This is a genomic window from Pseudarthrobacter sp. 902506025, assembly GCF_040702325.1.
In the GTDB taxonomy this organism is placed as follows: domain Bacteria; phylum Actinomycetota; class Actinomycetes; order Actinomycetales; family Micrococcaceae; genus Arthrobacter.
Map to the genome: position 1 here is coordinate 513,617 of NZ_JBFBKW010000003.1, position 21,279 is coordinate 534,895.

At 66.2% G+C, this 21,279-nt stretch carries 16 protein-coding genes; 2 read left to right on the forward strand and 14 right to left on the reverse strand.

The features are described from left to right. Window positions 1–137: 137 nt before the first annotated feature. On the forward strand, window positions 138–773 hold the full coding sequence (locus AB0280_RS09665) for a DUF2461 domain-containing protein (RefSeq protein ID WP_224026724.1): 636 nt from the start codon (window positions 138–140) through the stop codon (window positions 771–773). A 117-nt stretch (window positions 774–890) separates the two neighbouring features. Here AB0280_RS09665 and AB0280_RS09670 read toward each other — a convergent pair whose 3' ends face one another. From AB0280_RS09670 to AB0280_RS09705, 8 genes are all read right to left on the reverse strand, one after another. Further along, entirely contained in the window at window positions 891–2,453 is a 1,563-nt protein-coding gene (locus AB0280_RS09670; RefSeq protein ID WP_366367047.1) for an APC family permease, read from the reverse strand. Between the two features lie 174 nt (window positions 2,454–2,627). After that, on the reverse strand, window positions 2,628–3,035 hold the full coding sequence (locus AB0280_RS09675) for a DUF779 domain-containing protein (RefSeq protein ID WP_159631220.1): 408 nt from the start codon (window positions 3,033–3,035) through the stop codon (window positions 2,628–2,630). After that, window positions 3,035–4,057, reverse strand: a complete 1,023-nt coding sequence (gene adhP / locus AB0280_RS09680; protein WP_366367049.1) for an alcohol dehydrogenase AdhP — start codon at window positions 4,055–4,057, stop codon at window positions 3,035–3,037. The genes AB0280_RS09675 and adhP overlap by 1 nt, the downstream gene beginning before the upstream one ends. 41 nt (window positions 4,058–4,098) lie before the next feature. After that, window positions 4,099–5,622 (reverse strand): acetaldehyde dehydrogenase ExaC, encoded by a 1,524-nt coding sequence (gene exaC / locus AB0280_RS09685; protein WP_366367051.1) that lies wholly within the window; start codon window positions 5,620–5,622, stop codon window positions 4,099–4,101. Between the two features lie 136 nt (window positions 5,623–5,758). Continuing rightward, a complete protein-coding gene (locus tag AB0280_RS09690; protein ID WP_366367052.1) occupies window positions 5,759–7,102 on the reverse strand; it encodes a GAF domain-containing protein in 1,344 nt (447 codons plus the stop codon). A 157-nt stretch (window positions 7,103–7,259) separates the two neighbouring features. After that, a complete protein-coding gene (locus tag AB0280_RS09695; protein ID WP_366367053.1) occupies window positions 7,260–8,204 on the reverse strand; it encodes a glycosyltransferase family 2 protein in 945 nt (314 codons plus the stop codon). Between the two features lie 320 nt (window positions 8,205–8,524). Next, window positions 8,525–9,985 (reverse strand): FAD-dependent oxidoreductase, encoded by a 1,461-nt coding sequence (locus AB0280_RS09700; RefSeq protein ID WP_425328595.1) that lies wholly within the window; start codon window positions 9,983–9,985, stop codon window positions 8,525–8,527. Between the two features lie 45 nt (window positions 9,986–10,030). After that, the gene (locus AB0280_RS09705) at window positions 10,031–11,026 is read right to left on the reverse strand and encodes a DNA topoisomerase IB (protein WP_366367057.1); all 996 of its coding nucleotides are present in this window, start codon (window positions 11,024–11,026) and stop codon (window positions 10,031–10,033) included. A gap of 103 nt (window positions 11,027–11,129) precedes the next feature. On the opposite strand from AB0280_RS09705, the gene rarD reads away from it, so the two are divergent. Next, window positions 11,130–12,152, forward strand: a complete 1,023-nt coding sequence (rarD, locus tag AB0280_RS09710; RefSeq protein ID WP_159631206.1) for an EamA family transporter RarD — start codon at window positions 11,130–11,132, stop codon at window positions 12,150–12,152. Between the two features lie 21 nt (window positions 12,153–12,173). On the opposite strand, the gene AB0280_RS09715 is transcribed toward rarD, so the two are convergent. The 6 genes from AB0280_RS09715 to gabT all read right to left on the reverse strand — a co-directional run bounded on the left by AB0280_RS09715 (window position 12,174) and on the right by gabT (window position 21,247). Continuing rightward, window positions 12,174–13,856, reverse strand: a complete 1,683-nt coding sequence (locus AB0280_RS09715) for an endo-1,4-beta-xylanase (protein ID WP_366367059.1) — start codon at window positions 13,854–13,856, stop codon at window positions 12,174–12,176. Window positions 13,857–13,893: 37 nt separating this feature from the next. Then, entirely contained in the window at window positions 13,894–15,678 is a 1,785-nt protein-coding gene (locus tag AB0280_RS09720) for a polysaccharide deacetylase family protein (protein WP_224026733.1), read from the reverse strand. 55 nt (window positions 15,679–15,733) lie between these two features. Continuing rightward, window positions 15,734–17,548, reverse strand: coding sequence for a polysaccharide deacetylase family protein (locus tag AB0280_RS09725; RefSeq protein WP_366367061.1), 1,815 nt, complete (start codon window positions 17,546–17,548; stop codon window positions 15,734–15,736). Next, window positions 17,538–18,878 (reverse strand): glycosyltransferase family 2 protein, encoded by a 1,341-nt coding sequence (locus AB0280_RS09730; protein ID WP_366367062.1) that lies wholly within the window; start codon window positions 18,876–18,878, stop codon window positions 17,538–17,540. The genes AB0280_RS09725 and AB0280_RS09730 overlap by 11 nt, the downstream gene beginning before the upstream one ends. 3 nt (window positions 18,879–18,881) lie before the next feature. Then, a complete protein-coding gene (locus tag AB0280_RS09735; RefSeq protein ID WP_366367063.1) occupies window positions 18,882–19,346 on the reverse strand; it encodes a hypothetical protein in 465 nt (154 codons plus the stop codon). A 530-nt stretch (window positions 19,347–19,876) separates the two neighbouring features. Beyond that, on the reverse strand, window positions 19,877–21,247 hold the full coding sequence (gabT, locus tag AB0280_RS09740; RefSeq protein WP_366367065.1) for a 4-aminobutyrate--2-oxoglutarate transaminase: 1,371 nt from the start codon (window positions 21,245–21,247) through the stop codon (window positions 19,877–19,879). Between the last annotated feature and the right edge of the window lie 32 nt (window positions 21,248–21,279).

Sequence of the window (21,279 nt, forward strand, 5' to 3'; positions counted from 1 at the left end):
CAGGCCTCCTGCCGGCTGAATTAAAGAACACCCCGTCACGGTCTTCCGTGGCGGGGTGTTCTGCTGTCCGGCTCCGGTTGTGCACATACGGCGCCGGGGATCTGGCCGGTTGGGGACGGCGGCCCTAGGCTCCGTAGATGAACACTTTCGCAGGCATTCCCCCGGAAGCCTTCCGCTTCTACGCGCAGCTGGAGGACAACAACAACCGCGACTGGTGGCTGGAACACAAAGCCACGTACGACGAATCAGTCAAGGAGCCCCTCACCCTCCTGCTCTCCGAGCTGGAGCCCGAGTTCGGACCTGCCAAGCTCTTCCGCCCCAACCGGGACATCCGATTCTCGCTGGACAAATCACCGTACAAGACCGCCCAGGGAGCCTTCGCCGCACGCCAGGAAGGCGTGGGTTTCTACCTTCAAATTAACGCGGACGGGCTGTTGATCGGCGGCGGCTACCACTCCCACACGCCGGCGCAGCTGGCCCGGTTCCGCGCGGCCGCTGACGCTTCCGCCAGCGGCGCAGCCCTGCAGGACATTGTGGATGCCGTGGCCGGGGCCGGTTTTGCCATCGAGGGTGAGAAGCTGAAAACCGTCCCGCGGGGTTTCGACAAGGACCATCCCCGCGCCGAACTGCTCAAGCATAAATCGCTGTCCGCGGGTGTCGAGGTGGGCCAGCCGGAGTGGGTGTCCACACCGGCCGCGAAGGAGCAGATCGCGGAACGCTGGCGGCAGCTGCGGCCGCTCGTGGAATGGGTGGGACGGTACGCGGCGCCGTGACCGGCCGGGAGCGCTGAACCGGGCTGTGCGGCAGCCGGAAATGCGGACCGCCCGGAAACGCGGCTGCCCGCCCGGCGCAGGCCGGGCGGGCAGGTCAACAGCGGGAGTTGCGGGCCGTCAGGTCCGGCTCAGTTCGTCCTCGTCTTCAGGCTCCGCGGCTTTCCGGGGAGCCGCGCCGGGCGCGCCATTGACGCTCGCGTTGGCCTCGGCGAAACGCTCATTGAGCCGCGAGTGGCGCTGGCCGTAGGCGAAGTAGATGGCCAGGCCCAGCACCAGCCAGAAGGCGAAGAAGATCCAGGTCTCCACAGCGAGGTTGGTCATCAGGTAGAGGCACAGCACCGCAGAGACGATGGGCAGCACCTTGCCGAACGGAACCCGGAAGGCCGGCTTCAGGTCCGGGCGCTTCTTGCGGAGCACCAGGATGCCCAGGCTGACCACCACGAACGCGGACAGCGTACCGATGTTGATCATTTCCTCGAGCAGGTCCACGTTGGTGAGGCCTGCAACCAGCGCCACCGCGGCACCGCAGATGACCTGGAGGCGCACGGGAGTGGACCGCTTGTCGCTGGTCTTGGACAGCGCCCGGGGCAGCAGGCCGTCGCGGCTCATGGCCAGCCCCACGCGGGACAGGCCCATGAGGAGCACCATGATCACGGTGGTCAGGCCCACCAGGGAACCGAAGGCGATGACCTTGGCCGCGGAGGTGTCTCCCACTGCCTCGAAGGCCGTGGTGAGGGTGGGGCTCTTGGCTTCGGCAAGCTGGGTGTAGGACACCATGCCGGTCAGGGCCAGGGACACGAGGATGTAGAGCAGCGTGACCAGGGCCAGGCCGCCGAAGATGCCGCGGGGCAGCGTCTTCTGTGGGTTCTTCACTTCCTCTGCGGAGGTGGCCACCACGTCGAAGCCGATGAAGGCGAAGAACACCAGGGCGGCACCGGCGAAGATGCCCATGGTGCCGTACTGGGCAGGGGCAGCTCCGGTCAGGAAGCCAAAGAAGGACTGCTTGAGGACGTCCGCAGCGCCGGTGCCGCCCGTGGGCTCAGCTGCCGGAACGAAGGGGGTGTAGTTCTCGAACTTCACGTAGGTGAAGCCCACCACGATCACGAACAGCACCACCGCGATCTTGATCAGGGTGAAGACGTTGCCTACACGGGCGGAGAGCTTGGTGCCCAGCACCAGCAGGACGGTAAAGATGGCCACGATCAGGAATGCGCCCCAGTAGAGGTCCACGCCCCCCAGCGAGATGGCCGGCGGGATGTCCAGGCCGGTGAGGGCGAACACCTTGCTGAGGTAGATGCCCCAGTACTTGGCGATCACGGCGGCGGCGGTGAACAGTTCCAGGATCAGGTTCCAGCCGATGATCCAGGCAAGGAGCTCACCCATGGTGGCGTACGTGAAGACGTAGGCGGATCCCGCTACGGGAATGGCCGTGGCGAACTCGGCGTAGCACATGATGGCCAGCGCGCACGTGACGGCGGCAATCGCGAAGGACAGCGTAACGGCGGGACCTGCAAAGTTGGCGGCGGCCTTTGCGCCGACCGAGAAGATGCCGGCGCCGACAGCAACGGCGACGCCCATAATCATGAGGTCCCAGGTGCTGAGGGAACGCTTGAGCTTGCGTCCGGGCTCATCGGCGTCGGCAATCGACTGCTCGATGGATTTTGTCCGCAGAAGGTTCATTGGGGGTCACAATCCTGGTTTGTGAGGGAAACAGACCTATCAACGATACTGTCCATCCACTGGACGGTCCCAATCGTCCCGAATAGTGAGACGGCCCTGATGCCGAATATTCTTCCGCCAATGCACTCGGGGCCCTCCGAATGGAGAGCCCCGAGTGGCAGTTGGTCGAACTTCCTAGGACGGCCAGTCCATCAGGGTTGACCGGATCAGGAAGCGTTTACCTTCAGGCGCTTCAACGGAAAAGCCGCTCCCTCTTCCCGGTACGACGTCGATGGTCAGATGGGTGTGGCTCCAGTAGTTGAACTGCTCCCGGGACATCCAAAACTCCAGCGGCAGGGGCTGCAGACCGTCTGAAAGGTCGAACAGCCCCAGCAGGACATCCGCGTCCCCCGTGATGAAGTCCCCGGCCGGATAGCACATGGGCGAGGACCCGTCGCAGCAGCCGCCGGACTGGTGGAACATGAGCGGGCCATGCTTGTCCCAAAGCATCCGGAGCAGATCCACGGCAGCCGGCGTGAGCGCCACCCGGGAGAAATCTTCCCCGGGCAGCGTCACGGCGGCAGCGAGCCCTTCAGCCGGCATCAGAACCTCAGCACCACGCGGCCGTCGATCTTGGCGTGCTTCATCTCATCGAGCACGGCATTGACCTCCGACAGCTCCCGCACGGACACAGTGGGGTGGATCTTCCCGCGGGCATAGAAGTCCAGGGCTTCCTCCATGTCCTGCCGGGTGCCGACAATCGAGCCGCGGACAGTCAGTCCCTTGAGCACAATCTCGAAGATCGGCGCCGGGAAATCCCCCGGCGGCAGTCCGTTGAACACGATGGTGCCGCCGCGGCGGGCCATCCCAATGGCCTGTCCGAACGCTGACGGGTGCACCGCAGTGACCAGGACTCCATGGCAGCCTCCTGTCTCCCGCTGGATTACCTCCACCGGGTCCTCATGCAGGGCGTTGACCGTGAGTTCAGCGCCGTGGGCCTTGGCCAGGGCCAGCTTGTCGTCGGCGATGTCCACGGCCGCAACCCGGAGTCCCAAGGCCACGGCGTACTGGACCGCGATATGCCCCAGGCCGCCAATGCCGGAAATGGTGACCCACTGGCCCGGCCGGGTTTCGGTCATCTTCAGCCCCTTGTAGACGGTGACGCCGGCGCAAAGCACCGGCGCCACCTCGACGGGGTCGGATCCCGCCGGTATGCGCGCCGCGAACCGGGAGTCCACCAGCATGTACTCCCCGAAGGAGCCGTCCACGCTGTACCCGCCATTCTGCTGCGCCTCGCACAGTGTTTCCCACCCCGTGCGGCAGTACTGGCAGTCGCCGCAGGCTGACCACAGCCACGCGTTGCCCACCAGGTCACCGACGGCGAGGTCGGAAACTCCGTCGCCGAGGGCAACCACCTCGCCCACGCCCTCATGGCCGGGAACGAACGGAGGCGAGGGCTTGACCGGCCAGTCGCCTTCCGCTGCATGGAGGTCGGTGTGGCAGACGCCCGTGGTCAGGACCTTGACCAGGGCCTGCCCCGGCCCCGGCGTGGGAATGGCGATGTCCTTGACCGACAGGTCGGCGCCGAATTCGGTTACTACTGCTGCTTGCATTGTCGTCGTCATTGGCGAAATCCTTGCGTCGTTGTAGTGGTGCGGGCCGGGGCTTAGAAGAAGCCCAGCTTGTTTTCGTCGTAGCTGACCAGGAGGTTCTTGGTCTGCTGGTAGTGGTCCAGCATCATGGCGTGGTTCTCGCGCCCGATGCCTGAGGACTTGTAGCCGCCGAAGGCGGCGCCTGCCGGGTAGGCGTGGTAGTTGTTCACCCAGACGCGTCCGGCCTGGATCTCGCGGCCGGCGCGGTAGGCCACATTGCCGTTGCGGGACCAGACGCCGGCGCCCAGGCCGTACAGGGTGTCGTTGGCGATGCCCATGGCGTCGTTGTAGTCACTGAACCGGGTCACCGCCACCACGGGGCCGAAGATCTCCTCCTGGAAGATCCGCATCCGGTTGTGGCCCTCGAACACGGTGGGCTGGACGTAGAAGCCGCCGGCGAGGTCGCCCGGGAGTTCGGCACGGGCGCCGCCGGTGAGCACCTTGGCGCCTTCCTGCTTTCCGATGTCGATGTAGGACAGGATCTTCTCCAGCTGGTCGTTGGAGGCCTGCGCGCCAACCTGCGTTTCGGTGTCCAGCGGGTTGCCCTGGATCATCTTCTCCACCCGGGCCACGGCGTCGGACATGAAGGACTCGTAGATGTCTTCCTGCACGAGGGCCCGCGAGGGGCAGGTGCAGACTTCGCCCTGGTTGAAGGCGAACAGGGCAAAGCCCTCCTGGGCCTTGTCGTAGAAGGCGTCGTTTTCCTGGGCAACGTCGTTGAAGAAGATGTTGGGGCTCTTGCCGCCCAGTTCCAGGGTGACCGGGATGAGGTTCTGGCTGGCGTACTGGCTGATGAGCCGGCCGGTGGTGGTTTCACCGGTAAAGGCGATCTTCCGGATCCGGGAGCTGGAGGCCAGCGGCTTGCCGGCCTCGACGCCGAAGCCGTTGACCACGTTGATCACGCCGGCGGGCAGCAGGTCCCCGATGAGTTCCATCAGCACCAGGATTGATGACGGCGTCTGCTCGGCGGGCTTGAGCACCACGGTGTTGCCGGCGGCGAGCGCGGGAGCAAGCTTCCAGACGGCCATCAGGATGGGGAAGTTCCAGGGGATGATCTGGCCCACCACGCCGAGCGGTTCGTGGAAGTGGTAAGCGGTGGTGTTGTCATCGAGCTGGGACAGGCTGCCTTCCTGGGCGCGGACCGCGGAAGCGAAGTAGCGGAAGTGGTCCGAGGCCAGCGGCAGGTCGGCGTTGAGGGTTTCCCGGACGGGCTTGCCGTTGTCCCAGGTTTCGGCCACGGCGAGCATCTCGAGGTTCTCATCGATGCGGTCGGCGATCTTGTTCAGGATGGCGGCGCGTTCCGCCACGGAGGTCTTGCCCCAGGAGGGTGCGGCCTTGTGTGCCGCGTCCAGGGCGAGCTCGATGTCCTCGGCGGTGCCGCGGGCCACCTGGCAGAAGGCCTTGCCCGTCACCGGGGTGATGTTCTCGAAGTACTGGCCCTTCACCGGGGCCACCCATTCGCCGCCAATCCAGTTCTCGTAGCGGTCCTTGAAGGTGACCTTCGAACCGTCGGTTCCCGGCTGTGCGTAAACGGTCATGTGCTTAGCTCCTTTGCTGTGCAGAAGGCTGGCCCGTAGGGGCGCTCGCCGATGAAGCCAGCGTAGGAGCGGGGAGGTTGCAGCAAGGTTGCAACGATGCGACGCAGGTCACAACGGGTGCCGGCGGGGCCGGGTTTCAGGCGCGGAGTTCGGCTTCCAGCCGTTCCAGGTCGGCGACGACGGCAGCCCGCTTGGGTGAGCGCGGCGGCAGGAGGCGGAGCGCGGCGCGGCGGATGACGACGTCGTCCCTTGCCTCCGGGAGCGCAGCGTACTTGAGCAGGGACTCAGCGCTGCCGTCCGTGAGGACCGCTTCCCGGAGGAGGGAGGACACCCTGCTCCTGAGGTCGAGGATGCCTGGCGCTTCCGAGCGCGGAAGCACCTCGCCGCGGTAGATCTCCAGGGCGATGCGGTGCGCACCGCGCTGCAGGCAGCTGAGCACCTGGCCGGTATCCGGCACCAGGTCCAGCGGGAGCCGGTACGGGCGGGAGCCGGGGACAGCGTCGGGACTCAGCTGCTGGATGACCTTGCGCAGCCGGACCATCTCGGCCCGGAGCGTGATGGTGGAGCCCTCCCCCGGGTACAACAGCAAGCCCAGTTCCTCGGCGCTGAGCCCTTCCGGATGCGCGCTCAGCAGGGCCAGGATCTCGCTGTGCCGCGCGGACAGGGAAACGGTCCTGCCACCCAGGCTGAGCAGTGCCTGGTCGCGGCCCAGCAGCTGCAGGCTGTTCCGGTAGAGGCTGCCTTCGCTGGCACCCGGGCCTTGCCTGGCGGCGGCGGCCGGGGACCGTCGTCGTACAGGTTTCCTGGCGAGCTCCGCCGCGAGCTGCAGGCGCTCCACCCGCAGCTGCGCCTGGGCGGCAGCGACGGTGGCCTCCACCAGGGACAGCGTGTGAGGCGCCACCGCGGTGGCCGTCCCGGTGATGTCCACGACGCCGAGCACGGCACCGGAGTCGGGGTCGTGGAAGGGGACCGCGGTGCAGCTCCAGGGGTGGACTGCCCGCTGGTAGTGCTCGGCGCCGGCGATCTGGATGCCCCTGCCCAGGGCAAGGGCGGTGCCCGGAGCGCTGGTGCCGACGCTGGCCTCGGACCAGTCGGCACCGGGGACGAACATCATGCCTTCGGCCCGGCGTTGGAGGGTGGGGTCGCCATCCACCCACAGCAGCCTGCCCACCTCGTCACCCACCGCAACCAAGAGCCCGCTGTCATGGCTGGGCTGGACCAGGAGTTTGTTGATGACCGGCATGATCGCGGCCAGGGGATGCTGCCGCCGGTAGTCCTCCAGCTGCTCCCAGTCGAAAGCCAGCGGCGCGGCCGCGTTGTCCGGGTTGGCCTTGAAGCTTGCCGACCGCTGCCAGGACTCCTTGATGAGGTTGCGCAGCCCGGGGATCTCGGGGGTGAGGTTGCCGGGGTCCGAGCCCAGGCGCTCGTGGCCGGCCAGCGCGGCACGCTGGCGCGGTTCAGGGTGGAGCAGGTTCGTCATCGAACTCCCGTTCCGGAGTCTTGTCCGGCTGTGCAGGGCTGGAGGGTGGCCAAGTCAGCATAGCTGGACAACAACCCTCTGTCACCGGCCTGCCCGGACCAGCTCTTCCAGGGCGTCCGCCCCCGGTGAAGGCCGGACTGACCTGCCCTGCTCCGGATCAGATGCCGCGACCAAACCGACGGGCGGTGGCTTGGACCCGGTCTGCGCTCGCCAGCCCGCTTGCCACTACGAGTGCGGCATAGCTCTGTCGCGCGCGCCGCGATTTTCGAAGCGAGCGGACCGCCCATTTAGCCGCCGAGCTGCGGTTGCCGGATGCCGCGTGGGAAAATGCGATCTGGCCCTCGATCCGGGCCAGCCCGGCCGGATCTTGTTGGAACTCTGGTACGCGATCGAGCAAGTACAGCAAGGCGTCATTGATGGTCTGCCAGCGACTGGCAAAGAAGGACGAATCATGAAGGTGGACCCGCGACTGAGGCTCCTGCACGCACACGATCGGACCGACCCTAGCGGCCCGCAGCAGCAGTTCGTAGTCCTCGGCGTAGCCTCCCGGAAGCTGCTCATCAACTAAACCTATTGTGTTGATTAGTTCTTCCCGTGGAATGAGGTAAGTAGAAGCATTGGCCTCGAGGTGACGGTCGTGGAGCATGTCAGAGAACGTTAGTGCGGGCAGTTCTGCCCGGCGTGGAATATCTTTGCCCCGGTAGTGATACAGAAATCCCGAGGCCGCTGCACTGGCCTCAGGATGCTTCCGCAACAGCTCGACCTGCGCCCGCAACTTGCCAGGCAGCCATTCGTCATCATCGTCACAAGAACCCACCAACTCGCCCGTGGCGGCAAGGTACCCAGTGTTCCTGTTTCCAGCCAAACCCGGTCTACGGTTATTCACCAAAACTTGGAGCCGGCGACCGGGCCGTAGCCGGACATCCGGTGAAACAGGCTCGGTGCCGTCAAAGACCACCAGACATTCGATCTCGCCCGGGTAATCCTGATCGACCACGGACTGTACAGCCCGGGCCAATAATTGCGGGCGGTTCATCGTCGGAATCACGGCCGTAACCAGCGGCCACGTGTCGCTATCAGCGCGCCAATTTGAGTTAGGCATCATGACCACCCTATGACCGCCTTCCCAGATGAGAGTCCATCGGCAACGAAGTTGAATAACCTCTTCCGGTCATCGACACAGCAACATTGAACCTGGTCGATCGAGCCGGGTACCCGAGCCCTGTCGTCAAAGCTGCCTCCGCCGGGCGCTGGCATATCTGGCCCGCAATCAGCTGCCGCATGGCATCCCCGCCTCCCCGGCGGGGCGAGGCCCGCTCATTAGCAACATGGTTAGCGCGGGCAGAGATCCCGGCCGTAATTGTGTTAAGTAACTTAGACGGCCCGGAGCCCAAGGGTAAGAGCCTTGTGCAAATATTGCGTTTAGCCGCGGGAAATGCGGATCATCTCCTCGCGCGGCACCACCTTGATGCGCTCGCGGACCACGTGGTCCAGGCCCTCAGGTCCGGTCCAGGCGGCACCCAGTCCCGCCTCGTGGGCGTCGAGCTTGTTCCACCCTTCCCAGGTGGTGTATTCGATGCCGCGCTCTTCCAGCAGGTCGATTATGGCCTGGGGATCCGGGTTCCTGGCCGCCGGGAGGGTGAGCCGGTCCTCCAGCAGGAAGCCGATGGTCTCCAGCGCATCGCCCTTGGTGTGGCCGATCAGGCCCACAGGTCCGCGCTTGATCCAGCCCGTGGTGTAGATGCCCGGAACGGGGTTGCCGTCGGCGTCGAGGACCCGGCCGCCTTCGTTCGGGATGACGCCCCGCTTGGCGTCGTACTCCAGTTCGTCCAGCGCGGAGCCGTGGTAGCCGATGGCCCGGTAGACAGCCCGGACAGGGTATTCAACGTACTCCCCGGTGCCCTTGGCGTTGCCGGTCCCGTCCAACTGCATGCGCTCGAACTTGATGCCGCCCACCTTGCCCGTGCCGTCGTCGAGCACTTCAACGGGGCTGTGCAGGAAGTGCAGGTGCAGCCTGCGGGACGAGGGGTTCTCCGACTCCGCATGCTCCTCCACCAGCCAGTTGGTGAGGGTGTTCACCATGGTCTTGACCTGGTTGTTGGTGCGGATGGCCTCGTCCGAGGCGTCGTCGAATTCAAAATCCTCGGGGTAGAGGACGATGTCGACGTCGTCCATGTGGCTCAGTTCCCGCAGTTCCAGCGGGGTGAACTTGACCTGGGCGGGGCCGCGGCGGCCAAAGACGTGGACATCCGTCACCGGGGACGCCTTCAGGCCGGCGTAGACGTTGTCCGGGATCTCGGTGGTGAGCAGTTCCTCGGGGTGCTTGACCAGCATGCGGGCCACGTCCAGGGCCACGTTTCCGTTGCCAATGACCGCGATTTCCTTCGCCTCCAGCGGCCAATCGCGGGGCACGTCCGGGTGCCCGTCATACCAGGACACAAAGTCGGCACCGCCGAAGGAGCCGCGCAGCTTGATGCCCGGAATGTCCAGGTCCGCGTCCTTGATGGCCCCCGTGGAGAAAATCACGGCGTCGTAGAAGGCCCGGAAATCGTGCAGCGTGAGGTCCCGGCCGTAGGTGACGTTGCCCAGGAACCGGATGTCGCCCCGGTCCAGGACCTTGTGCAGGGCGTTGACGATGCCCTTGATGCGGGGGTGGTCCGGGGCCACGCCGTACCGGATCAGGCCGTAGGGTGCCGGGTAGGCCTCGAAGAGGTCGATGCTGACCTGGAAGTCGCCGTCCTTGACCCCGCTGGACTTGGTGAGGATGTCCGCAGCATAGACTCCTGCCGGTCCCGCGCCGATAATGGCGACGCGGAGGGGACGGTTGGCGGCGGTTTCGCTGTGATTGGACACCGGGAACCCTTCTGAACTGGTCCTGCTCATGTTTCATGAGGGTGCGCCGCATGGTGCAGCGCACAGTCCCCCATTCTAGTTGGCGGCCAGGGCCACTACCTTGCCCTCGCGGTACAACAGCGCCCTGAGCTCAGCTTCCGCCGAGTCCAGCCGTTTCGGATCGATGGTTTCGCCGTCATGGTAGTGGTCCACCACCCGCGGGTCCACGTAGCTCTTGCGCGCAATGGAGGGCGTGTTTCCCAGCGTCTCCGCCGCGTCGTACATGGCGCGGCTGATGGCCCGCTTCCGCTTGGCCGCCGTCCGCTGGACTCCGGTCCGCGCCAGGCTTTCCGCGGCCGCCACGGTCCCGCGCAGGGTCCGGAAGTCCTTGGCGGTGAAGTCTGAGCCGGTCCGCTCCTTCACGTAGGCGTTGATATCCGCACTGGTGACCGGACGCCAGAACCTGCCCTCCTTGTACGCCAACAGCCGGGCGTTCGGCCCCCTCCGCTTGAGCAGGCGCAGGAGGGCGGCGAGGTCGGCGTCGCGGATTTCCGATTCCCAGTCCTTGCCGCTCTTCGCCGGGAAGCGCAGGGAGATCCGGTCCTTGCGCACCTGGACGTGGGCGCACAGCAAAGTGGCCAGCCCACGGCTTCCGTTCTCGTTGGTGTACCGCTCCGAGCCCACCCGCAGGGATCCGCTGTCCAGCATCCGGAACGCCCCCGCCAGGACACGGTCGCGGGTGAAGCCCTCGCTGCGCAGGTCCATGGTGACCAGCCGCCGGGCTGCGGGCAGCGATTCGGCAAGCTGGAGGGACCGGTCAAACTTCACCCGGTCCTTCCGCTCGCGCCACTCCGGATGGTAGATGTACTGGCGGCGGCCCACGGCATCCACGCCGGTCGCCTGGATGTGGCCGTTATCGAACGGGGCGATCCAGACGTCGGTCCAGGCCGGCGGGATGCCGATGCTTTCCAGGCGGTCGCGGATGGGGCCGGGCGGCAGCGTGGAGCCGTCCAGGTCCCGGTAACTGAAGCCCTTGCCGGCGGCCACCCTGCGGTAGCCGCGGCCCGAGGCGTTGCTGCGCCGGAGCCTCATGGGGTGGGTTCCGGGAAAGGCGCACATGTCATGAAAGCAAGCCTACTGATTATTTTCCGGAATACCGCCTGCCTGCTGGAATACCTGCCCACCGGATGCTGTTATGGACTTCGTGCCCACGCCAGAAGGAACCTCCCCCGCCACGCCCGCTGTTGCCACCACCGCAGCACCCGCGCCGCCTGCGCCGGAGGGCCCCCGGCCCGTCGCCAAGGACTCGACGGCAGGCATGCTGTTCGGCATCGGCGCGTACGTTTTGTGGGGGCTGCTCCCCCTGTACTTCTTCATCCTGATGCCGGCGGGCGCCGTCGAAATCGTGGCCAACCGGGTGGTGTGGTCACTGCTGTTCTGTGCTCTCCTGATCACGGTGACCAGGGCGTGGGGCGTGCTCGCGGTGGCGCTGAAGGACCGCCGGGTCTTTGGTTCCCTGGCGCTGGCGGCGTTCCTGATCGCCATCAACTGGCTGACCTACACGTACGGCGTCACCACGGGGCAGGCCGTGGAAACGTCCCTGGGCTACTTCATCAACCCGCTCGTCTCTGTGCTGCTGGGTGTGCTGGTCCTGAAGGAAAGGCTGCGGCCGCTCCAGTGGGCCGCCGTCGGCGTCGGCTTCGTGGCGGTGGGCGTGCTCACCTACTCCTACGGGAAGCTGCCATGGATTGCCCTGACCCTGGCGTTCAGCTTCGGCCTGTACGGCTTCGTCAAGAACCGGGTGGGATCGAGGGTGGACGCCATCACCAGCCTCAGCGTGGAGACCATGGTGCTGGCCCCGTTGGCCGCCGTGGCCATGGTGGTCCTGGCCGCAGGCGGCAGCTCCACGTTGACCTCCCAGGGAGCGGGACACTTCTGGCTGCTGCTGGCATCGGGCGTGATCACCGCCGTACCGCTGCTTTTCTTCGGTGCGTCCGCACGGCGGCTGCCCATGACCACCATCGGACTGCTCCAGTACTTCGCCCCCGTCCTGCAGTTCCTGGTGGCGCTGCTGGTTTTCCGGGAGGCCATGACCGTTGAGCGCTGGATCGGTTTCGGGGTGGTGTGGCTGGCCCTGCTGCTGCTGACCCTGGACATGCTCCGGACGGCGCGCAGGAACTCCCTCGCCCGCAGGGCAGCGGTGCGCCAAGGCGCCTGAGCCGGGCCTTCGCGCCCAGGGTCAACCGCCCAGGGCGCGCTTCACGGCGTCGTACGCCGGTGTGGGTTTCCCGTCGTTGAACAGGTGGTCGTGGCCCAGCCGCAGGCTCCCGCCGTCATCGATCCACCAGTCGTAGCGGTCATCCACTCCCCACGTGGTGTAGGAGACGCAGGTGCGCGAGCGCAGGCAGGTGGCCAGCACCGTGGCGTACTGCTTCGCCTGGGCGTCCGTCCCCTGCCCGTCCGTGACGTCGTTTTCGGAGATGCGGACGTGGAGCCCGGCGTCCCCAAAACGCTTGAGCGTCCGGGTGAGGTCGTCAGCGGAGATGGCGTCGGTCTTGAGGTCGTAGACGTGGGCCTGGAGGCCTGCCCCGTAGATGTGCCCGCCCTGCGCGTTCGTGTCCAGGATGAGCTTGAGCAGTGCGTCCTGGCGGCGCCCCGGCACGTCGGCGCCGTTCTCGTTGATGTACTGCTTGACGTCCGGATCGGCCGCATAGACGGCCTTGGAGACCACGGCCGGATAGCCCGGCCCGAAGACGCGGTACCAGATGTTCTGCTGCATGCCGGTCCCCTGGTCCACGTCGAACGGCTCGTTGACCACGTCAAGGGAAGCCAACTGTCCTTTGAAGTGCCCCACCACTGCGGAGATGTAGTCGAGCAGTGCTGCACCGCTGGTCCGGCGCTCCGCGTCCGAGCCTGCAGGGAGTTCCTGCATCCAACGGGGCATGGCCTCCGTGAAAGCGATGGTGTGGCCGTGCACCGCCATGCCCTTGCTCCGGGCAATCGCCAGGATCGCATCAGCCTCTTCGAAGGTGTACACGCCCGGCTGCGGGGAGAGGAACTGCGGCTTCATCGCGTTTTCCGGCGTGAGCGCGCCGAAGTTTTCGACGAACTCCCGGGCATAGTCCGTGTCCCCGGTGAGGGGCCCCAGTGCCACGGCCGCGCCTACCAGGAAGTCCGGACGGGTCCTCGCGGCGAGTGCCTGCAGGCCGTCCTTTGACGGCTGGACGCCGGCTGCCGCGGCCCCTGAGGTGCGCAGGCCGGCGCTTCCCGGCGCTACCGCCGTGAGCGAGGTGATCTCGAAGTCGCCGGAATCGCTGGAAAACCCCAGCCACAGTTCCCCGGACGAGAACACCTTGCCCAGGGGGAGGGAAGAAAGGGTGTCGTTGCCGCTGGCGACGGCCAGCGTATCGCCGGAGCGGCGCACGGTGAAGGGCGCCCCCGGGTCCTTTACCGTGACGTGTTCATCATGCACCGGCACCGGCTGGGTCACGTCTTTCTTCTGCGTCCCGTCGAAGACGGCGATCTTCAGGTCGTTTCCCTGAAGGGTAAGCCGCAGGCCCGCCGGCTCCACACGGAACTCATCGGCGATGACGGGCGGCCGGTCGTACAGCGCCCAGGACGCGTCCGCGGTCACGTCCGCGAACGTTGCGCTGAGCGAAAAGTCTCCGCCGACCACCAGGTGCGTGCCGGCGAGGTTGAGCGGGGGGTTCGGCTGGCCTCCCTCCCCGCTCTGCTCCACGATGCGCCTGGCGGTGGGCGTCACCTGGAGTGCGCCGTTCCCGGCCCGGACGCCCGGAACGTCCTGCCAGTCCCCGTGCAGGAGATCCAGCGTCACGTCGGGCTTGGGCGGGGAGCATGAGGCGAGGACGGCGAGGAGGGCGGACACCAGCACCACCGTCAGTGCGTGCGGGCGCCCGGCCATCCTTCGTCCTCTCCCCTGCTGCCAGGACCTGGTACTGCTAGGACTTCGTCCAGCGGACGTCGTCGAAGTACGCCTGCAGTCCGGAATTGCCCTGGACGATCACCTGAAGGCTCGCCTTCGCTACCGCGGTGCTGCTCGGCGAGTACGTCAGGTCCACATTTGTCACGCCGCCGGCCGAGATCCCGAGCTTCCACTGCCCGGAGATCCACTGCCCGGCGGAGTTGTATTCGTCAATGTAGAAGCCCATCTCGCCGCTGGTCCGCGCCGTGATGTTGAGGTAGCTGGCGATCTTGTAGCTGCCGGCTGCCACCGCCACCTGCGGGGAGAACAGGTGTTTGTTGGCCGTGGTGGCCGTCATCTTGACCGAGTTCACCGGGTTGGCCGGGCTCCCGTGGTTGGCTGCGTCAGCCAGGATGGTGGATGCGGAGTCTGTCCGCCATCCCGAGCCGATGCCGGCATCAAACGTGCCGTTCGCCACGAGGTTGGGCGACGGCGTGGTGGAACCGCTCCCGAGCGTCATCATCTGCATGTTGTCCAGGTACGCAGTGATGCCGGTGCCGGTCACATAGACCTGCAGGCTGGCGGATGCCACGCTGGTGGAGCTCGGAGTGTAGGTGAAGTTCATCGACTCCACCCAGCGGCTGTTTTCCCGTTTGCGGAACTGCCCGGAAATCCACTGGCCGGCCGCGTTGTACTCGTCCACATAGAAGCCCACTTCTCCAGTGGAGATTGCCGCCACGTTGAGGAAGGCCTTGTACAGGTAGCTGTTGGCCGCCGACACCGGAACCTTCGGCGAGAACAGGTGGCCCGCAGCGGAACCCGACACCAGCTTCACGGACTTGGCAGGATCAGGGTAGCTCCCGTTGGTCCCGGCGTCCGCGGTGATCGTGGCCGGGGCGTCCGTGCGCCAACCGTCGGCGATGCCGTTATTGAACGTCGCGTTCGGCAGGAGGTTGGGGCTGCCGGTTACCAGGCCCTTGCTGACATTGACGTTCCGGATCTGCCCGGCCGCCACTTTGGTCTGCACATACGCTGCCAGCTGGTCCAGCTCAGCCGTACCGTACTGGTAGTCATCCGGGTTCTGGCTCGGCGATGTCCTGACGTCGTGGAACGTGAAGATGGCCCACGTCCTGTTGGCGATGGCCTCGTCAACTTTAGCCTTCAGCGTGGAGACCGGAGTGGTGGCTTCCTGCACCGGCGTGTTGTGGAGCAGCAGGTCGCCGAGCGGCCAGATGTTGTTGCCCACGTCCGCAAAACCGCGCATCGAGGTGTAGTACTTTGCGATCCGGGCGAGCGCCGACATGTCGTAGTCGCCGTAGGGCGTGGCCAGGGCAGTGGCATTGAACCCGTGGGCCGACAAAGCGGCCCTGCTGTTGGCCAGTTCGGCGTCCACCTGGGCGGCCGTCAGCTTGGTGGCCTGGCAGTCGTTGCCCACGCTGACAAGGCACTGGTGGTCAACGGTGTGTGAGCCGATCTCCCAGCCGTAGGTGTTCTGCAACTGGGTGACCTGGTCCCACGTCATATAGGGAACGTCGGTGTTGGCGCGGCAGGTGTTCGGCACGGATGTCATCCCCACGCAGTTGGTGATGACGTAACTGGTGCCGGTGAGCCCGTACTTCTTGAGGGTGGGGGCAGCCTGCGTTAAGGCACTTTGCATGCCGTCGTCGAAGGTGAAGGACACGAGCGGAGTTGGGGCAGGGTTGTCCACGGCGGCGTTCGCGGCCGCAGGGGTCAGCAGCGCGGCGGCCATGGCCCACACGGCTACCCCAAGGGTCAGGAGCCCGGCGCGGCCTCGCGCCAGGCTGGATCTGGATTTGATCATGACTTTCTCCTTCTTTCGGGTGTCGAAGGCGCCGCGTTTCACCGCCTGGTGGTGGTCACGGGCCCTGCAACTGCTCGAACGCCTGGGCGACCGGTTTCACTTGGATGCCGCTTTCGTCGATGAGCTGCAGCTGGGTTGCGAGGACGTCGCTGGTGATAGTGCTCTTGTCCGCCGCAATAGTGTTCTTCTGGGTCCCCGACGCGTCGGGGGCAGCGATCTGGTGATAGACCAGGATGAGCCAGCCGTTGGACCGGGAGGTCTCGGCGAGCGCTTCCTTCAGGGTTTCCGGCGTGGTTGCGTCGGTCACGTACAGGACCTTCAGGTCATGCGGGTTGAGGTTTTGCCTCGTGTTGATGCCGTCATCCGTCCCCCGCATGATCTTGAAGTACTTGGCCGCATACCAGTCCACTTGCGGGTCGGAGCGTCCGTACGGCGGTGCCAGGTCATCGGTGGGAAGGCCGGCCGCGGCCAGCGCTTCCTCGCTCTTGCGCAGCTCCTCATCCAGGCGCTCCGCCCCCACGGAGGTGAGGTCGACGTGCTGGTAGGCATGGGCTGCAATTTCATGTCCCGCCTGGTGCAACTGCTGGACCTCGGCGCCCGTGATGAAGTTCGGCGTCTCAATCGAACTGGCGTTGACGTACTGGGTGGACTTGAACCCATGCTTGTCCAGCAGGGGCAGCGCGCGGTCGTACACGGACTGCCACCCGTCGTCGAACGTGATCGAGACCAAGGGCTGGTTCCACCGCAGCGGCCCGGGCCTGGTGATGTCCGTCAGCGAATAGTCGCGGACCGCGGTGGTCCCGTTCCCATGCGCAACCAGGGTGACCATCGCGTTGGCCGCGCCATCGGGGACCTGGAATGCCTCGCTGATGGTGGTCCATTCCCCTGCCGGCGGCACGGACTCCAGGTTCTTGAAGGTGCGTCCGCCGCCCGCAAGCTCGAACTCGGCCACCACATCCACTTCGCGGTCCGCCTTGTAGGCCGCGCCGAACCTGAAGTAGCGGTCCGGGGTCACCGCGATGGGCTGATACTGCCACTTCGCCTCCCCGTTCAGGTAGTTTCCGATGCGGGTCCAGAGGAAGCTTCCGCGCCCGTCCTCGCCGCGCCCGGACTCCACTGTTGACGTCCCGGAGGAATAGGGGGACCAGAAGGCCGGCTGGTTCGGCTGGGTACCGGCGAATCCCGGGTTGGGGATCACGTTCGGGCCCACCGCTGCGGGTGCCGGAGGCTGGACGTCGTCCGCTGCCTCGAGGTAGGCGCCTTCCACGCGCGCGGTACCCACTGAGGCGAAGCGGAAGACGTACTCCACTGCCGCGACGGTGTCGCCGCTGTTGAACGCGTCACTCACCGTGAACGCGGTGGTCCCCGGCCGCTCCACCGGGTTCCTCAGCTGCTCCAGGCTGGTGCTGCCATCCCTGTGGTATTTCCGCACCAGCAGCCGGAAATCCGCTTCCGTGGTGGCGAACACCTTGAAGAAGTAGGTCTTGCCGGGAACCACGTCCACGCGCGGGCTGGTGAGGGTGACATCGCCCGAGGCGTACTGCGGGATGTTGAGCTTCAGCGCCTGGGCGCCCATCTGCCCGGGCACCAGTTCCAGGGAGGTCTTCGCATCCCCACTGTGGGCCGCGGTCCAGCCGCCTTCCGGAGCCACCGAAGTACCGGCCGACGGCGACGGGCCCGGTGCCGCCGTCGGTCCGGCAACGCCGGGAAAGAGCGCCGGGAGCAGGTTGGCTCCGGGCCGCGCCTGGGCGAAGGTTCCGATCCTGCCCGTATACATGAACCACCCGGCGGTAATCAGGAGAACCAGGACCGCGATGACCACGAGCGGATTCAGCAGGACCTGGCGGACCCGCCGGCGCCTAGGCGGCACGGCTTATCACCGCCACGCTGCCGGCCCGCTGCGGAGATTTCCACGTGTTGATCTCGGGGCGCCGCACCAGCCCTGGCGAACGGACGATGCACCGGACCGCTGCCGCGAGCTGGACCAGGTCCATGATGTAGAACAGGAAATAGGCGGTGGGCGCGTACATGCACAGCCTGGTGCGTTCCCGCGGTGAGAGGTTTTCATCCATCAGGACCGTCAGCAGCGTGTAGGCCGTGATGGTGGCGTAGGACCCGATGATCAGCGCCGGAGTGTAGGTTGCCAGCGACCAATAGACCGCGTACGTCCAGGCCAGGGGTGAGACGAGCAGCGTGAACTCGCTCAGCACGGCCGTGGGCATCCGGTAGTACGCCAGGGTGCGGCTGTACCGGCGGCTGGGGTTCAGGGTCATGCTGCGGTACTTGATGAGGTTCTGGATGCTTCCGTACTTCCAGCGGTAGCGCTGCTTGGCCAGGGCACGGAAGGTGAGCACCCCCTCGGTCTTTGCCACCACGTCCGCACCGTAGACCATGCGGAAGCGCCGGTTGCCCAGGTGGGTGATTTTCGCACTTAGGCCGATGTCCTCGGTCACGGTGTCCGTATCGTAGAAATCCACCTTGCGCAGCACGCGCATCCGGTAGGTGGAGGCCACCCCACCCACCACGAACTCGCAGTTCAGCAGCGAGTAGAGCTTCTTGGAGCGGTAGCCGATCATGTGCTCAAACCGTTGCAGGATGCCGAGCGCCGTGGTCTCCTCCATGATCTGGACGTTCGCCGCCACGCCGGCCACGTACGGGTCGTCGAAGTAGGAGAGCGCCCGGGTGATGGCGTCCGGCTGGATGACCGAGTCGGCGTCGAGCGTCATGACGAACTGGCCGCGCGCGAACCTGCGGAGCACCGAGTTGAGCGCCGCGCCCTTGCCCACGTTCCGGTGCATCCGCACGATCCGCAGGTCCATCGCGGGGTGCCGCAACTGGTAATCGCGGACCAGCCGGCCGGTGAGGTCACCGGAGGCGTCATCTGCGACGAAGACTTCGAAGAACGGGTAGGTGCTGCGCCGGATGGAGTCCAGGGTCCGGACGATCACGGCTTCCTCGTTGTGGGCCGCAATGACAATGGAGACCAGCCCGGGCACCTCGGGGAGTGCCCGCCGGGTCCAGGTGGCCGTCGCCGCGCACTCGGGCTGGTAGGGGGTGGGAAGCCGGATCCCGCTGAGTCCCTTGCGCCGCTGTTGCCATATGTCGTAGAAGTTGGCACCCGCCAGGTAGAGGCCGAAGTGCACAACGTACAGGATGCTGACGCCCGCGAAGAGCCAAAAGACCAAGAGCGCGATATCCATCGCTCATCTGTCCACGGAGTTGGTTGCCAGCACGTTCGTGAAGGCTTCTGGAAGCGGGACGTTGGCCGGCTGGAGCAGGTCGATGCCGGCCGCGATGGCTGGAACGACGGCGATGGCCGGCTTGACCGCGGCAGCGGCGGCCTGCGCGGCGGCGGCCCCGGCCGCCCGGGCAGTCCTGGCGGCGTCAGGAAGGGCCGTACCGGTAGTAGCGGCGGCGGGGGCGTCGATGCTCGCCACTGCGATGGCTGGAACGGCGGTGCCGGCTGCCGCCACCTTGGCCATGGCCCGGCGCGCGGCACGGCGGTAGAACCGGATGCCGATGAAGCGGATGACCACTGTGAGCGTGACCAAGCCCCACAGAACCAGGCTCATCTGGGCCACGAAAGCGAGCAGGCTCTCGAACATGGCCCCGTCCCGGCCGAAGGTGGTCGCTGCAGGCACGGCGAAGGTTCCCGGGTACGTCACCACAGGCCCTCCCCCGTTCCCCTTGAAGCTTGCGTCATTGCTGAAGGCTGCGTCATTGCCTTCCCCCTGTCTTGAGCAAGATGTCCGTCTTTGGGCTGTGGGGTGTCGATGCCTGGGGTGCCCATGCACCAGGCGTTGGTGGAAGTTCCTGTCGTCAGCGTCATGGGAGGGCAGCGTCATTACCCTGCGGCTGACTTGATCGGGAGCGCATATGCGCTCCGCATTTTGGGGGTGGCAGGTGGCGCCTCAGGCAATCGGCGTCGCGCACAGCCCGCCCGTTTATAGGTCAAAATTACGTATTCCTGCGCAGGCCCGACACGAGTAACGGGTACTCTATAAAGATTTTTGGGGCTACTTACCGAAAGGGTTTTGGGGGGACCGCCGCCTGCCCGCCGGTCCGGGCGGAATATTAGGTAGTTTGCGCAGTCCGGTGCGGGGGCCTAGGTATCCCCCCATGGCGGGATTTCCCGGGCAACGGAAAAAGGCAACACCCCGGCGGGGTGCTGCCTTTTCCGTGGACCGGCTTTGCGGCTCTAGGCGTTGGCCTTGATGGCTGCGGCGAGGACTTCCAGGCCGTCTGCGAGCAGTTCATCGGTGATGACCAGCGGGGGCAGCAGGCGGATGACGTTGCCGTAGGTGCCACAGGTGAGGATGATGACGCCTTCCTTCAGGCAGGCGGCGGCGACAGCCTTGGTGAGCTCCGGGTTGGGTTCCTTGGTTCCGGCCTGGACGAGCTCGATGGCGAGCATGGCACCGCGGCCGCGGACGTCGCCAATGACCGCGGTTCCGGCGTTGGCCAGATCGGACTGCAGTTCACGCAGGCGCGCCGTGGCGATGGACTCGATGTGGCGGGCACGGCCGTTCAGGTCGTACTCCTCCATGGATCCGATCGAGGCCAGGGCTGCTGCACAGGCCACGGGGTTGCCGCCGTAGGTGCCGCCCAGGCCGCCGGGGTGCACGGCGTCCAGGAGGTCGGCGCGGCCGGTGATGGCGGACAGCGGCATGCCGCCGGCAATGCCCTTGGCCATGGTGATGATGTCCGGGACGACGCCTTCGTGGTTGACGGCGAACCATTCGCCCGTGCGGCAGAAGCCGGACTGGACCTCGTCCGCGATGAAGACGATGCCCTTCTCCTTGGCCCAGGCGGCCAGCGCGGGCAGGAAGCCCTCGGCCGGGACGATGAAGCCGCCCTCACCCTGGATGGGCTCGATGATGATCGCGGCAACCTGGTCGCCGCCGATCTGCTTCTCGATCATGGTGATGGCGCGCTTTGCTGCCTCGGCGCCGGTGATCGAGGGGTTTTCCTCGCGGTACGGGTAGCTCATGGGCATGCGGTAGACCTCGGGCGCGAACGGGCCGAAGTTGGTCTTGTACGGCATGGCCTTGGCGGTGAGCGCCATGGTGAGGTTGGTCCGGCCGTGGTAGGCGTGGTCGAAGGCGACGACGGCGTCCCGGCCGGTTGCCAGGCGGGCCACCTTGACGGCATTCTCCACTGCCTCGGCACCGGAGTTGAAGAGGACGGTGCGCTTCTCGTGGTCGCCCGGGGTGAGGCGGTTCAGCTGCTCGGCGACGGCCACGTAGCCCTCGTAGGGGGTGACCATGAAGCACGTGTGGGTGAAGTGCTCCACGGCTTCCTTGACGGCGCCCACGACGGCGGGGTCGGAGGCACCCACGCTGGTCACGGCGATGCCTGAGCCCAGGTCGATGAAGGAGTTGCCGTCGACGTCGTGGATGATGCCGCCGTCGGCGTCTGCAACGTAGACCGGGACACTGGAGGCGACGCCGGCAGCCACCACGGACTTGCGGCGTTCGGTCAGTGCCACGGACTTGGGGCCCGGGAAGTCGGCCTGGACGTTGCGCTTCTGCTCCAGGCGGTAGGTGATGTCTGCTGCGGTGGTGGTCATGGTTCTTTTCTTTCTACGATTCCGGGTTTCGG

Coding starts and splice junctions, on each gene's coding strand:
- AB0280_RS09665 (WP_224026724.1), top strand. CDS start 138: ATGAACACTTTCGCAGGCATTCCCCCGGAAGCCTTCCGCTTCTACGCG.
- AB0280_RS09670 (WP_366367047.1), bottom strand. CDS start 2,453: ATGAACCTTCTGCGGACAAAATCCATCGAGCAGTCGATTGCCGACGCC.
- AB0280_RS09675 (WP_159631220.1), bottom strand. CDS start 3,035: ATGCCGGCTGAAGGGCTCGCTGCCGCCGTGACGCTGCCCGGGGAAGAT.
- adhP (WP_366367049.1), bottom strand. CDS start 4,057: ATGACGACGACAATGCAAGCAGCAGTAGTAACCGAATTCGGCGCCGAC.
- exaC (WP_366367051.1), bottom strand. CDS start 5,622: ATGACCGTTTACGCACAGCCGGGAACCGACGGTTCGAAGGTCACCTTC.
- AB0280_RS09690 (WP_366367052.1), bottom strand. CDS start 7,102: ATGACGAACCTGCTCCACCCTGAACCGCGCCAGCGTGCCGCGCTGGCC.
- AB0280_RS09695 (WP_366367053.1), bottom strand. CDS start 8,204: ATGCCTAACTCAAATTGGCGCGCTGATAGCGACACGTGGCCGCTGGTT.
- AB0280_RS09700 (WP_425328595.1), bottom strand. CDS start 9,985: ATGAGCAGGACCAGTTCAGAAGGGTTCCCGGTGTCCAATCACAGCGAA.
- AB0280_RS09705 (WP_366367057.1), bottom strand. CDS start 11,026: ATGAGGCTCCGGCGCAGCAACGCCTCGGGCCGCGGCTACCGCAGGGTG.
- rarD (WP_159631206.1), top strand. CDS start 11,130: ATGGACTTCGTGCCCACGCCAGAAGGAACCTCCCCCGCCACGCCCGCT.
- AB0280_RS09715 (WP_366367059.1), bottom strand. CDS start 13,856: ATGGCCGGGCGCCCGCACGCACTGACGGTGGTGCTGGTGTCCGCCCTC.
- AB0280_RS09720 (WP_224026733.1), bottom strand. CDS start 15,678: ATGATCAAATCCAGATCCAGCCTGGCGCGAGGCCGCGCCGGGCTCCTG.
- AB0280_RS09730 (WP_366367062.1), bottom strand. CDS start 18,878: ATGGATATCGCGCTCTTGGTCTTTTGGCTCTTCGCGGGCGTCAGCATC.
- gabT (WP_366367065.1), bottom strand. CDS start 21,247: ATGACCACCACCGCAGCAGACATCACCTACCGCCTGGAGCAGAAGCGC.